This window comes from Hymenobacter norwichensis DSM 15439 (assembly GCF_000420705.1).
In the GTDB taxonomy this organism is placed as follows: domain Bacteria; phylum Bacteroidota; class Bacteroidia; order Cytophagales; family Hymenobacteraceae; genus Hymenobacter; species Hymenobacter norwichensis.
Map to the genome: position 1 here is coordinate 345,672 of NZ_ATVL01000009.1, position 14,533 is coordinate 360,204.

Sequence of the window (14,533 nt, forward strand, 5' to 3'; positions counted from 1 at the left end):
GTTTGTTTCCTCATGAAAAAAGGTGCCGTAAGGCGTGGGTCACTCCCCGATAGTGTATCTACTAGTAGTGCAACTAACTCCGCCGAGGCTGGGGTGGAAATAATACCCGGTCCCGACCGGGTAGGCTTCAATCTAACGCGCAACCCACTCAATTTTCCGGTAGTTGGGTTAGGTGGTTCAGCAGGCTCCTTGAGTTCGCTCGAACAGTTTTTGCGTGCAGTGCCTGCTGTTAGCGGCATTGCCTACGTAGTGGTAACACACCAGATGGCAGGCCAACATGCCGAGCTACAGCAAGTATTGCAGCGCTTCACCTCTGTTCCGGTGTTGGAAGTAACGGATGGTATGCGGGTGCGGCCCAACCACGTGTATGTAATTCCGCCGGGCAAGGATATGTCGTTGCTGCATGGTACGCTGCATCTGTTCGAGCCTACCCAACCACCGGGCCGCCGCCTGCCCATCGACCATTTTCTACAAAGCCTGGCCAAAGATGCCCGCGAACGAGCCGTGTGCGTTATACTCTCGGGCATGGGGTCGGATGGCAGTATTGGGCTGAAGATGGTGATGGAAAACTTTGGAATGGTGATGGTGCAGGACCCTGAAACGGCCGACTACGATGGCATGCCCCGCGCCGCCATTGCCACCGAATTTGTGGATTTTGTGCTGCCTCCCGCCGCCATGGTGCCGCAGTTGCTTGATTATGTGCAGCAGCCCATTCACCGGCGGCAGCGGCGGGTGGCACCAGCCCAAGCCCAGCCGACAATGCCGGCCCACGCCCTGCAAAAAATCTTCATCCTGATTCGTAACCAAACCGGGCACGACTTCTCGTTCTACAAGCGCAATACCGTATTTCGGCGCATCGAGCGGCGCATGAACGGTCACCAAATCAAGGAGTTCACGCATTATGTGCGCTACCTCCAGGAGAATCCGGCGGAAGTAGACCAGCTGTTTAGAGAACTGTTGATTGGCGTCACCAAGTTCTTCCGCGACCCAGAAGCCTACGTGCTGCTTAAGCGGCATTTGCTTCAGCTACTTCCCACTAAGGAGGCGGGCAGCACCATTCGGGTGTGGGCTCCTGGCTGCTCCACCGGCGAAGAGGCCTATTCCCTGGCCATGACGCTGCTGGAGTGCTTTGATGCTGAGCCCAACCGCAACCTTACGTTTCAGCTCTTTGCCACCGACATCAACCCCGAAGGCATCGACGTGGCCCGGGCTGGCTTCTACCCCGAAAATATAGTGGCCGACGTGAGTGCCGAGCGGCTACAGCGCTTTTTCAAGAAAGTGGATGGCGGCTACCAGATTCGCAAAAACGTGCGCGACTGTATGGTGTTTGCTCTCCACAACATCAGCAAAGATGCGCCCTTCACTCGTCTCGACCTGCTGTGCTGCCGCAATCTGCTGATTTACTTGTCCAGTGAGCTGCAAAAAAACTTGCTGCCTATTTTTCACTATGCCCTCGTGCCGGGCGGGCTGCTTTTCCTGGGACCTTCCGAAAACCTGACTGGCTTCCAGGACCTTTTTACACCGTTGGATCTGAAGTGGAAGATTTCCCGGGCCATTGATGCGCCTACGCAGGTTACCCGCCTGACCCATTTCCCAATTTCTTTGGCCCACTCGCAAGCGCCGGCGCCTCATTCCATCAATAGCATGACCCCATCCGCCGTTCCTCGCCGCGACAATACGTTTGCCGCTCTTATTCAACGGTTGATGCTGGCGTCTTATGCGCCACCGGCCGTGGTAATTACTCCCAAAGGCGACATTCTGTACGTGAATGGACGCACCGGCAAGTACCTGGAACCTGCTCCTGGCTTAAGCGGGCTCAACATCTTCGACATGGCCCGCGAAGAGCTGCACTTTGAAATCAGCGACGCCGTGCACCGGGCCATTCAGCAACAGCAAACCGTGGTGAGCGAAAATGTGAAGGTGAAAACCGAAACTGGTATTCAGTTGCTGCGCCTCACCGTGAAGTATCTGCCTGAGCCCGAACTGTTGGCCGGCCTGCTGCTGGTGGTGTTCGAAGACACCGTAACGCCGCGCCGGGTGCGGCAGGGCAAGCTCGATGCCGAACTGAGCCGCGACGGGCAGGTGCTGTCGTTGGAAAAAGAGCTGCAATACACCCGCCACCGCCTCCAAACCACCATCGAGGAAATGGAAAGCAGCGTGGAGGAGCTTAAAAGCACCAACGAAGAGCTGCAAAGTGCCAACGAGGAGCTGCAAAGCACCAACGAGGAGGCCATGACCAACAAAGAGGAAATGCAGAGCCTCAACGAGGAACTGATGACCCTCAACATGCAGTACCAGCACAAAACCGAGGAGCTGAGCCAGGCCGCCAACGACATGAAGAACCTGCTCGATGCCACGGACATAGCCACCATTTTCGTTGACAACGAAATGGTAATCAAGCGCTTTACACCATCGGTAGGGCGCATCATCTCGCTGCTGCCTACCGATGTGGGCCGGCCGCTCACGCACTTCGCCAACAACTTGCGTTACGAGCGGCTAGTAGCCGATGTGGACCAGGTGCTGGAGCGGCTGGTGGGCGTGGAAACCAACATCCAAACCACCGGCGGCGACTGGTATGCCGTGCGCATCTTGCCTTACCGCACCCTTGATAACTACATCAGCGGCGCGGTTATCACCTTCGCCGATGTTACCAGCCTCAAGCACCTGGAAACTCAGCTGCAAGCCAGCCGCCGTTTTGCCGAAAGTATTGTGGAAACGGTACGGGAGCCTTTGCTGGTGCTGGATGAGGACCTGCGCGTGCTAACCGTGAGTTCGGCGTTTGCTGCCACCTTCGGAGTGCAACTTAGTACCGTGCGTGGGCAGTTGCTGGCTACCATCAGCAACGGCGCCTGGAAGCAGCCCGACTTGTTCACCCGGCTGTACGAGCTGCTGAACACCGAAATAGCGTTCTTCGATGACGTTCAGCTAAACATGGCGCTTCCTGAACTGGGCGAGCGGAAAGTGACGCTGTATGGCCGGCGCTTGCTCAGCGAAGGCAACCGTACGGGGCACTTACTTTTGGGAGTGCAAACCGTGGAATTGCTGCCAGTATAAGAGGGTGCTTTGTATTGGGTTGATAAGCAAGCTGTTGTAAGAGGCTAGGTGCATTCTGTTTCCTGCTGAGGTTGCTGTGGCCGGTTGTGCAATGTATCTAGTAGCCAATATGGCCAGCCGCACTTCCATTACAGAGGTGCGGCTGCTTTACTAGGCAAGCCGCCGCTTGCCGCCCATATGTATAGTACAGATAGCCAGCACACCTCACTAGTTGCTACTCCCGTTTATGACTAACTCCCAACCCGAGGACCATCTGCCTGCTGCCCACGAAGCGCTACGGGCATTGCGCGAGCGGGCCGAGCGGCGGCGGGAGCTGATTACGCGCGCCACCGACGAAGCTGCCCCCGACGCCATGCAGCGCTTGGTGCAGGAGCTGCAAACCCATCAGATTGAGCTGGAAATGCAGTATGAGGAGCTGCTAGTAGCTCAGGCCGAAGCGGAAGCCGCCCGCGTCGAGTACACAAATCTCTACGATTTTGCGCCGGTAGGGTACCTAACGCTAGACGAGAAAGGTAGTATTGTGCAACTGAACTTAAGCGCAGCGCAGCTACTAGGCGCGGTGCGGCAGCAATTGCTCCGTCGGCGGTTAGCCTTGTTTGTAGTGGAAGCCCAGCGGCTGAAATTTGCCAAGTTTCTGGCGGCCCTGCTGAACGCCGACGAGCGCCAAACCTGTGAGTTGTGCATGATGCGCGAAAACGGGACTATCTTCTACGCGCAACTGGAAGGCAACCGGGCGGTATCGCCGGTTGATGATACCGTTAGCTGCCGTATTGCCCTGCTCGATACCACCACCCGCCACACCACCATGGAGGCGCTGGCTGTGAGTGAAGCCCGTTTTCGGCAGCTTTTCGAGCAAAGTCCTGATGCAATAGTTTTAGTGCGGGGCATGCAGATTGTGGATTGCAACGCAGCCGCTATGCGGCTGCTGGAAGCCACGGCCAAGCACGAGCTAGTAAGTCAGAAAATCAGCTTTCTGGTGCCCGAGTATCAGCCCGGTGGTGGGCGTTCCGTCGACATGATTCAGCACCACTACGCCCTATTGCGTAGCCAGGGCAGCCACCGCTTCGAGTGGTTCCGGTATACATTGAAGGGGCAAAGCCTCTGGCTGGAAGTGGTGCTCACCTACATTGCAGTAGGAGAGGAAGTGCTGGTGTACGCCGTGTGGCGCGACATCTCAACGCAACGGGCGGCGCGCGAGCAATTGCGCGCCGAAAAGGACTTCACAGAGAACTTGCTCGACAACAGCGTTGACGGTATTGTGGCCCTGAACCGCGAAGGGTGCGTTACGGCCTGGAACCGCGAAGCGGAGTTGTATTCAGGCCTGCGCGAAACGGACGTGCTAGGCCGTCAGATATTCACTGTTTTTCCGAACCTCGACACGGCGGAGCGACGCTATCAGTTCGAGCAAGTACTGCGCAACGGAGAGCGGCTGGTGCACCGCGGCATCCCGTTTGTGACGCGCCCTGGCCAATACGACGCCTACGTAATACCGCTGCGGGGCGAACAGCACGACGAAATAAACGGGATACTGATCGTAATCCGGGACATTACGGAGCGCAACCGCTTGATAGAAGAAACCACCCGCTTGCACCTAAGTCAGCAGCAGGAGGTACTGTCGGCCATTCTGAATACCGAAGAAGCTGAACGCAAGCGCATTGCCGAAGCCTTGCACAACGGGGTCGGGCAGTTGCTTTATGCCACCAAACTGCACCTCACCAACCAAGCGGCCGGCAGTCCTCGCGGTGAAGTACACGCCTTACTCGATGAAGCCATTCGGATGACGCGTACTATTTCCTTTGAGCTAACCCCCGGTATTCTGGAAGATTTCGGGTTGGCATACGCGCTGGAAGAGCTGATTCGTCGGATTCCGCGCCGTAGCATAGCGGTGCACCTCCACCTGACGGGCCTGGAGGAGCCGCTACCCAAGCTGATGCAAGTGGCCGTGTACCGCATTGTGCAGGAGCTACTCAGCAACATCATCAAGCACGCGCAAGCCCAGGAAGCCTATATCCATCTGGTGCGTGAAGACGATAAGCTGGCGGTTTTGGTGGAAGACAACGGCCAAGGGTTCGAGGCCGACCCCAGCTTTGCGCCTCGGCAAGGTATCGGGTTGCCGGGGTTGCGCAACCGGGTAGGGTTGCTGGGGGGCGCGCTTACCATCAACTCCCGCTCCGGCCAAGGCACCATCATCAGCATCGAACTGCCAGTGAAATAACCCGCACCGGATACGCCACAATATACCTACCTTTCATCTGACGCGAAGCCGCTCAGGCTGAGGCGCTTTTGCTCGCTACGTATTCCTGGTTCTGCTATGAAGATGGTAGGTGTCAAGTTGCTTTTGGCAGGCCGGTGGCGGCCGCTGCTGGTGCTGATAGGTGTGTGGCTGCTGCTGGTACCCACCACCCGCGCCACCCACATTGTAGGTGGTGAAATGGAGCTGCAATACAAGTCGGGTAGTACCTACACGCTGGTACTAAACTTGTATTTCGACGCCATTAATGGCAGCCCCAACGCGTTGGATCAACAGATTCGGGCAGCTATTTTCACCAAGGCCACCAACCAGCGCATGCAGGACCTAATGTTGCCGCTGGTTAGCAATACGTTCGTCAACTACACCAATCCAGCCTGCACCCAGCCCTCTCTGAGCACCCGCAAGCTGGTGTACAGCCGCGACGTCACGCTGGATGCCAACCAGTATGCTGCGGCTGGCGGCTATTATGTGGCGGCCGAGCGGTGCTGCCGCAACAATGGCATCAGCAACATCACCAATTCGCTTACTACGGGCCAGACGTTCTACCTGGAGTTTCCGGCGGTGGTGCGCAACGGCCAGCCCTTCCGCGACTCCACGCCCCGCATCTTTCCGCCCCTCGGCGACTACGCTTGTATAAATGAGTTGTTCTATTATGACTTTGGCGGCCAGGATAGCGACGGAGACTCCTTGGCTTACAGCATGATAACCCCACTGACTGCGCCGCAAGGTAACCAGGCCGTTACGCAGGCTGGGCCGTATGGGCTAGTGAACTGGGCGGCTGGGCTCAGCGAGCAGCAGCAGATACCAGGCAGTCCTACCATCGGCATTGACGCCCGCACCGGCCGCCTAACCGTTCGGCCTACCCGAGTGGGCTTGTTTGTGTTCGGGATTCGGTGCGAAGAGTACCGGCAAGGCGTGAAAATAGGGGAAACGCGCCGCGACTTCCAGCTATACGTGTTGAGCTGCACGCCCAATACCGCTCCCAGCGCCCAGGTGTATACCGGCAGCAGTTCCCGTGCCTACCGCCCCGGCCTCGATACCCTACGAATTGCGCCCGGCCAAAACCCCTGCGTTCGGGTGCGTTTCACCGACTCCGACCCCAACTCTCGGCTTACTTTATCGGTGCGGCCAGTGAACTTCAGCGGCCCGGTGCCCACGGTGGGAGGTACGGCCATTGGCTCGGTGCGGGCTGCCGGTAGCCCCGATACCTTGCAGGCAACCGTGTGCTTTTCACCTTGTTTGAATTCCAACGGGCAAGTTTGGCTGCTGGATGTGCTGGTAGCCGATAACGGGTGCAGCCTGCCCAAACTCGACACTGTGCGCCTGGCCTTCACGGCCCGCCCCACCTCCAACGCCTCGCCCACACTTACCACCACATTCCCTACCACTGACCCGGCCGCGGCTGTGCTGGTAAAGGTGCCGCTTGGTAGCCTCTACACCGCTCAACTTCTGGGGAATGATACCGACCGTAATCCGCTGGTGCTAAGTGCTACCGCGCAAGGCTTCGATCTGGCAGCCGCTGGCATGGAATTCAACGCCGAAAATGGCTCTGGCCAAGCTACCGGCACGTTCCGGTGGCTACCCACCTGTGAGGCCGCGCAGCTGGGCGACGAGCTGACCGTACAGTTTCAACTGCGCGAAACGGCCGACTGTCCCACCGTGCCCCGGCTGCTGCCCGTGCGGTTTGTGGTAGGCCCTCCCGTTGATACAGTGGCTTTTGCCCCACCTAACATCATCACGCCCAACGGCGACAACAAGAACGATGTATTCACCATCCCCAGCTTACCTCCTGATTATTGCGACGCTCGATTTGCTGGTATCAGAATCTACTCGCGCTGGGGGCGGGAGGTGTTCCAATCCGCGGAGCGCGCATTCCGGTGGGGTGGGGTAGGTGCGGCTGGTACCTATTACTATCTTATCACCTTTTCCAACGGCCGCCGCTATAAGGGCTGGGTGGAAGTGGTGCAATAAGTTACCGGGGCCGTTGATGGTTTGTACTGCCGGCCGGCTTATCCCTAACACATCGGCTTAAGTAGCTATTCAACAGGCCGGCCAGGATACGGATTAGGGAGCCCCAGCGCCTGATTGATGCAGTGCGTAATCAGAACCCGCCCCACGCGCTCCTCTTCTTCGGGATTCTCTAGCAGATACCGGTCGGTGATATAGCCAATGGCTTGCGAAGGACTGAGCGCCTGCCAGCCCAACCGACTAATGCTCACGTGAGCAGGATGATCGTTAAATAAGTCGCGCTGAAACTCGAATACCAGCGGATCGGCACTACTGTTAACCAGCCGAGCGGCCAGCAGAAAACGAACATTGGAATCCATGCTACTCTTTTTAGTGTATGCCTAAATATACTAAAAAGAGTAGTAAATGGATGTGCCTAGTTGTATTTTAAAAGCTAAAATATTGAAAGGCGAGGTACTATTGCCCTGATTATTTACACTTTAGCTGGCTTTGTGTTCGGTTACAAACTACGTGATTTATCTTGCCCACCAGCCACTCTTAGTTAGGGCATCGTATGGGCCTATTACTTGCTTTATGAAGTTTTTTCCTGCTCTTATTTGTACTCTTGCCTTGCCGATAGCCACGTTGCAGGCGCAAAACACTAAACCTGGCATTCAAGCCCTCGACGAAACCTACGGCTTTCGGGGGGCGCGTTTCGAGGCCGATACCAGTGCCTTCCGCGACTTGGCCTTAGCTGAAAAAGCCGGTCAGACCCGCTATTATCGGCGTACTGGCGAACAGAAAAAGCTAGGGGCCGGCGAGGCCTCCGACATTACCTATGGCTTCTACCAAGGCCGGCTAGCCGTAGTAATGATTAAAACGCACGGCATGAAAAACAGCCGGGCCGCATTGGCCGAGTTGCAGCAGCAGGCTGGGCCGGGCGTGCAGCGCAGTGGTTTCACACAACGCTATGCGTGGAGTGGCAAGCGGGTACACATGAGCTACGACGAAAATTCCATGAGCAACGACGCGCTGATTCTGCTGACTTGCAAAAAGCTGAAAGAGCAGGAGCTAAAGCAGGCCCTCAAAATCCGGCAGCCACTGCCCACCAGCACTGGAATGTAGGAAAAGTGGGACTAGCAGTTGGGTAGCGCCGGAAGCTGCTGCCGGGCCCGTGATTACCTTTGGGGCACAACACGGCTGGGTCGGGCGGACGCTCAGCGCTTGGCAGTGGCGTCCGCCAGACCCAGCCGTGAAGTTGAACCAGTAGCTTTTTTCATGTTGCAAGCGCTTACCAATAGTACCGCTCCTGCCCCCCAGCTTTCCGGCAGCCCTGGCCACTCCGTTAGCTTTCGGGTAGCTTTCCGTAACTCGTTATTTAGTGGTTGGCTTTGGCGCTGCACTTTGGTGGCCGCACTGCTGCTGCCAGCCGCCGCTCAGGCGCAGGATTCGGTGCAAACGGCGGCCATACTCACCGAAAAAGTGGCGCCGGTTACCGAGCAGGACGCAGCCCAGCGCGTGGAGCAGGCCTACCTAGTGCTAGGCCGCATCAGCGGTGGAGCCCGGCGTGGGGCCGACACCAACGACCTGGCCGAGGAGTTGCCGGAGGTGGAAGCCAACCTGAAAACTATCCGGCAAAATCTGACGCAGTACCGCAAGGTCATCAACCCCAAGCAGCTGCGCATGTTCCAGATTCTGTTGGCCGACATGCAGGAACAGCTGGGCGGGTGGCGCACTGAGCTAGCTGCCCAGGGCAAGCGCCTCACGCAGATGCAGTTCCAGCTCGACTCGCTGGCCACGCACGCCATTCCGGCCCCAGCCGATACCACCACGGCGCTGGGCCGCAGCACCCAGCGGCTGAAGCGCAAGCAGCAGCGGGCCCGCCTGCTGCTGGCCCGCAACCACCAGACCGTCACGCAGCTGCAAACCCGTGTGTCCGACGGCTATATTCAGGCACTGGAACTACAGGATGAGGTGCGGGAACAGTCGCGCCGCTTCACCCGCCGCACGCTTGACCCCGTTAATGCGCCATTGTGGCGAACGGCAGATGTAGAGGCCCCGCCAGCTGCCGCCGGTCAGCTTGTGCGCGAGTCGTATGCCAGCCAGCAGCGGCTGCTACGCTATTATTTCACCACAAACTGGCACTTCGGGGCCTGGATGCTGGTAGTAGGGCTGGTGTTCTTCGTGTGGGTGTTCCGCAATTTCCGGATGGTAAACCAGGCCGCAGCGGCTCCTGCGCCCGAGGAGCAGCCTTTCCGCTATCTGCGGCCAGTGCCGGTTGCCGGTACGCTGGTAGTGGTGTTCAGCGTGGCGCCCTTCTTCGACCTGAACCCGCCCGCCGCTTACACCGACCTGCTGGAACTGCTGCTACTAGTGTCGTTGAGCGTGCTGCTGGCCCGGAGCTGGGCCCGGCGGCATTTCTGGTACTGGATGGGAATAGTAGGGCTGTTTCTGGGTCTCACGTTCGTGTACGCTGCCAATGAGCCGGGCATGGGTATGCGCTGGGCCATGTTTGCCCTCAACCTGCTGGCCGTGGCGCTGGGACTGGCCTTACGACGCCAGCTGCACACCGGTGGCTTGAAGCTGGCCGCGTTTGTGCCGCCGGTAGTGGTGCTGTTTATCGGGCTGAACGTGCTGGCGGCCCTCTGCAATTTCACCGGGCGGGTAAGTATTGCCAAAGTATTCAGCAGCAGTGCCATTTTGGGCCTCACTCAGATTATCGGGTTGTCGGCGTTTGTGCGGCTACTGACCGAGGCGTTTCACTTGCAGATGCAGCGCAGCCGCTTGGCGGGCGGGGCAGCGGCCCGCTTCAACTTTCAGAAAATCGAGCAGGGGCTGCGGGTGGTGCTGTCGGTGGTGGTGTGCACGCTGTGGCTGATGAGCTTTACGGCCAACCTGAGCATCTTTCAGCCGATTTTCCGTTTCCTCGAATACGTCCTAACGATGCCCCACCACTTGGGCAGCATCACGTTCAGCGTGGCCAATATCGTGCTGTTCTTTGCTATTATCTACCTCGCGGTGCTGTTACAGCGCTACGTAGGGTACTTCTTTGGCGAAACCGACGACGAATTCAATGCCGACCCCGACCGCAAAGGCTCCTGGCTGGTGGCTATCCGGCTGGTGGTGCTGGCGGTGGGCTTCTTGCTGGCTACCATGGCCTCGGGCTTGCCCCTCGACAAGATTACCATTGTGGTGGGTGCCTTGGGCGTGGGCGTGGGGCTGGGCCTGCAAAACATCATCAACAACCTGGTATCGGGCATTATCCTGATTTTTGAGCGGCCGTTTCAGGTGGGCGACTTCATTGAGGTGACCGGCAAAACCGGGCGCGTAAAGGATATCGGCATCCGGGCCAGCAAGCTGATTTCGTTGTCCGGCTCGGAAATCATCGTGCCCAACGGCGACCTGCTTTCCGGCCACGTTATCAACTGGACGCTGAGCAACAACCACATTCGGGTGGAGCTGGGACTGAAGTTAAACCTTGATACCGACCTCGATAAGGCCAAGCAGCTCATCAGCGACGAGGTGCTGGAAAACCCCAATACGCTGCACAAGCTGCCCCCAGAGATTCTGTTGAGCGGCGTAAACGGGCAAGTGTACGACCTAAAAGTGCTGTTCTGGATCAACAATATCCGGCAGGAGCAGGTACTGAAAAGCGAAGTACTAGCGGGTATTCACCGCCGCTTCACACAGGAAGGCATCACCATGATATAAATACGAGCGGCCCGCTTGCCTGCAAACAAAAGCCGCGCCGCTACTGGTGCCTCGAAACGCCCCGTGCTTGCAGAAGTACGGGGCGCTTTCTTATATATTGTTGTTTGTTGATATAAATAAATCATTAATATTATCCATCTAGTACTATTTGGCGGTAAGAGCCAGGGTGTGCGGAGCAGGGCCGCAGCACCGCGTACTTGGAGGTTCAGGAAGTGCCGTGCAAGTAGGTAAGTGGCCGCTGAAAGAATGAGTTACGCCGGTAGAGGGCAACTATTCATGCTGGCGGAGTAGGGGCGTTTGCTATTTTTCGGGTCGGGCTATGGAAAATCGTGTTGCACTGAAGTACTGGACCGCCAGGGCCGCCGCCACGATGGCCGCCTACACCCGGCGAGAGCTTCTCCAGATGGCGTTGCAAGGAGTATTGCTAACGGCCGGCGTGTTTGCCGCCTCGCTCGGGCTCAAGGGGTTTCTGCTGCCCAACGAGTTTATTGATGGGGGCGTAACTGGCATTGCGCTCATGATTAGCCAGCTCACCGGCCTGTCGTTATCGGCGCTGATTCTGATTATTAACATCCCGTTTATTGTGCTGGGATATTACCAGCTGGGACGCAAGTTTGCTCTCAAAACTCTGCTCACCATCCTGGCGCTGGCGGGGGCCTTGCTAGTGGTTTCCTTTCCGCCCCTCACCCACGACAAGCTGCTGATTGCGGTGTTTGGGGGCTTCTTTCTGGGAGCTGGTATGGGCCTGACTATGCGGGGCGGTGGCGTGCTTGATGGTACTGAAATCTTAGCTGTGTACCTGAGCCGCAAAATGCCAGCTTCTATCGGGGATATAGTCTTGATTATCAATATCATGATTTTTGGAGTAGCGGCTTGGCTGCTGTCCATCGAAACGGCGCTGTACTCTATTCTGGCGTATTTATCGGCCGCCAAGACTGTTGATTTCATTCTGGTCGGCATTGAGGAGTACACCGGCCTGACCATCATTTCCTTCCACAGCACCGAAATCCGGCAGTTGATAACCGATAAGCTCCACCGTGGCGCTACCGTGTATGAATGCACGCAGGGGTACGGCTCACACGGGCATCAGCACCTGAAAATAGAGGCAGTGTTCACCATCATCACCCGGCTGGAAGTGGTAAATCTGACCGATGAAGTGCGCAAGATTGACCCTAACGCCTTTGTGTTCACCCAAAGTATCACCGACATGAAGGGCGGCCTCATCAAGAAACGGGCCCTGCACTAGTCTTGCCTGCGCGCTGCTCGTTCGCTCTGTTTGAAGCTATGCGCGGCCGCCTACTTCTTATTTTTCCACTGGTATCTATGAACAAGATAACGGCAGGATGGTCCGCTGTATACGGTATGCTGGGGGTTCCGTGGTGGGGCCTACTGGCTGGGGCTGGCGTGCTGGTAATTGGTGGTCTGCTCTGGCTTTGGCACTTGGGTCGCAGTAGGCAGGCCCATGCTAATTCAGTGCCGGAAGCAATGATGCCAACGCCCGTTAGTGTTGGGCAAAGCAACGAGTTGCGGCCGGCTGGTACTGCGCCGGAACTACCCGGCCCTGCTGTACTTGCGCAGCTTATTACTACGCTTCATCATAAGGAAACGAGCCTTACCGCTACCAACAACTTAGTTGTACTCGGTGAAGCGGTACTGCCTGTTCTGAAAGAGCACCTGCTGGCGGTAACGGATGAAGTATTGGCCGAGCGCCTTGCGCAGGTATGCGCCCGGCTGAGCGGCCCCGCCGCCCGGCAGGCTCTGCTTGCGGTAATACGTGGCCGAAACTTGCCGGGGCGGGCAGCAGCTCTGCGGGCACTAAGCAGTTTTTCTGTTGTGCCAGCCGATGCTCCATTGTTTCAGCGCGTGATGGAAGAAGAAATGCGCCTAGCTCAGCAGCTACTGCACAGCCTGCCCGATGCCACTACCGACTTGCAGCAGGCCTTACACTACGAGCTGCACCGGAGCCTGCAACGGGTGTTTGGGCTATTGCTGCAACTCTACGACCCCAACCCCATTCTTGAGGTGCAACGCAGCGTGGCGCATTTTGCCTCTGAGTGGCCTGCCAGCCAATGGGCGGCGCTTGAGAACCTACTGCCGCGCCCGCTCTACCAAGGCGTGTATGCACTACTTGGCGGGAACCACATACGGCACCAAGCGCAGGTATTTGATAATCTGCTGGGGCCATTTGTGCCTACCGAAACCGTGCAAACCTTAATCCTGCGGCGTGGCACTGAGGCGTTTTCCACCTGGACTATTCACGTGGCACTGCGGCAATGGCATCCGGCGCCAGCTACTGTGGCGCTGTTGTATCCAGCTCTGTTGCACTCCAATCAGTTGATTCGGGAAGGGGCGTGGGAGGTGCTGGGCCGCTTGCCTGTACAGCGCCCCGCCGCTTACGACCAACTGCTCCTCGACCACCCCGATGTGGCTGCGCTACTGGCCGCAACATTAGATCCGTTAGCGGCTGAAGTATCAGCGCGGGAGCGGGTATTGTTGCTCAAAGCAACGCCACTTTTCAGCGAAACACCAGAAAATGTGCTGGCCGACATCGTGTCGGCAGTTAGGGAAGTGGTATTTCAGCCGCAGCAGGAAATTTTTGCGAAAGGTGCACTGGAGTCTTCTTTGTATATACTGAAGCAGGGAACGGTGGATATTTTCGACGGTTTCCAAGTATTGGCTTCGTTTGGCCCAGGAGATTTTTTCGGTGAGTTGGCGCTGCTTGATGCCGAACCTCGCTCAGCTACGGCTATTGCCCGCACCCATACAGTAGCGTTACGGCTCGATCAGGAAGAGTTCTATAACGTACTAGCAACACACCCCAAAGTTCTTCATCCTCTTATAAAGGCACTGTGCCAGCGGCTACGACGGCAAAATGAAGAGGCGCAGCTGTTAGCTTCCTGAATTTAGTGTAAGTGTCTATTGTTTATGCTGTTACAAGTTGATCCAGGGTAATATAGTATAATTATTAGCTACGTGTTTATACGTAGTAACTTGAATAATTAAGTATTTATTCAAACACATTTTTCCATCCTTATGAGAATATAGGCGTAAAAGGCTCCACGATCCTTAGGCCACGACCGTCGTGCGCCGATTCACCAATACCATCTGACCCTATGAAACAGACCAAGAATTCTGCCTGGACCATTCGTGTAGCTGCTCTTCTTTTCAGTGCCGGCGTTGCCCTTTCAGCATGCACCAGCACTAGCACCGACACCCCTGCCAGCTCTACATCGGGCACTGACACAGGCACTACTACTACCGGCACGATGGATGCTACTACCAGTGGCTCTACCACTACTGGCACCACAGTAGGTACTACCACGTCGGGTACTACCGATGGTACAACCACTGGCACTACCTCGAGCACAACTACTACTGGTACCAGCACTACCAACGGTACCACTACGACTGGCACCACCACCACGGGTACCACTGGTACTACATCAGGCACGACTAGCGGAACTACCACCCGCTAATCTGTAACGCTTCACCGCTACCTAATGTAGCTGCTAAGTCCAAACGACCTGCGCACTTGTGCGCAGGTCGTTTTTTTGTACCCGATAATAGCGT

9 protein-coding genes are annotated in these 14,533 nt (G+C 57.0%); 8 read left to right on the forward strand and 1 reads right to left on the reverse strand.

Annotated features, from left to right (window positions below; all coding sequences use genetic code 11):
* Positions 1–12 precede the first annotated feature (12 nt).
* The 3 genes from G536_RS28350 (at position 13) to G536_RS30810 (ending at position 7,276) form a co-directional block, all read left to right on the forward strand.
* Positions 13–3,054: a CheR family methyltransferase gene (locus G536_RS28350; protein ID WP_084708663.1), complete on the forward strand. Its 3,042-nt coding sequence runs from the start codon at positions 13–15 to the stop codon at positions 3,052–3,054.
* Between the two features lie 226 nt (positions 3,055–3,280).
* Complete coding sequence (locus G536_RS30805; RefSeq protein ID WP_022824678.1) at positions 3,281–5,269, forward strand: sensor histidine kinase; 1,989 nt, start codon at positions 3,281–3,283, stop codon at positions 5,267–5,269.
* Between the two features lie 96 nt (positions 5,270–5,365).
* Positions 5,366–7,276, forward strand: coding sequence for a T9SS type B sorting domain-containing protein (locus G536_RS30810; RefSeq protein WP_022824679.1), 1,911 nt, complete (start codon positions 5,366–5,368; stop codon positions 7,274–7,276).
* A gap of 65 nt (positions 7,277–7,341) precedes the next feature.
* Here G536_RS30810 and G536_RS0116340 read toward each other — a convergent pair whose 3' ends face one another.
* Positions 7,342–7,632, reverse strand: coding sequence for a hypothetical protein (locus G536_RS0116340; protein WP_022824680.1), 291 nt, complete (start codon positions 7,630–7,632; stop codon positions 7,342–7,344).
* Positions 7,633–7,846: 214 nt separating this feature from the next.
* On the opposite strand from G536_RS0116340, the gene G536_RS0116345 reads away from it, so the two are divergent.
* From G536_RS0116345 to G536_RS28370, 5 genes are all read left to right on the forward strand, one after another.
* Positions 7,847–8,377, forward strand: a complete 531-nt coding sequence (locus tag G536_RS0116345; RefSeq protein WP_026880280.1) for a hypothetical protein — start codon at positions 7,847–7,849, stop codon at positions 8,375–8,377.
* A 153-nt stretch (positions 8,378–8,530) separates the two neighbouring features.
* Positions 8,531–10,963 carry a mechanosensitive ion channel domain-containing protein gene (locus tag G536_RS0116350; protein WP_022824682.1) on the forward strand — a complete coding sequence of 811 codons (2,433 nt, stop codon included), beginning with the start codon at positions 8,531–8,533 and terminating at the stop codon, positions 10,961–10,963.
* 319 nt (positions 10,964–11,282) lie between these two features.
* On the forward strand, positions 11,283–12,209 hold the full coding sequence (locus tag G536_RS0116355; RefSeq protein WP_022824683.1) for a YitT family protein: 927 nt from the start codon (positions 11,283–11,285) through the stop codon (positions 12,207–12,209).
* A gap of 77 nt (positions 12,210–12,286) precedes the next feature.
* Positions 12,287–13,864 (forward strand): cyclic nucleotide-binding domain-containing protein, encoded by a 1,578-nt coding sequence (locus G536_RS31835; RefSeq protein ID WP_169515117.1) that lies wholly within the window; start codon positions 12,287–12,289, stop codon positions 13,862–13,864.
* Between the two features lie 212 nt (positions 13,865–14,076).
* Positions 14,077–14,439, forward strand: coding sequence for a hypothetical protein (locus G536_RS28370; protein WP_022824685.1), 363 nt, complete (start codon positions 14,077–14,079; stop codon positions 14,437–14,439).
* Positions 14,440–14,533: the final 94 nt, after the last annotated feature.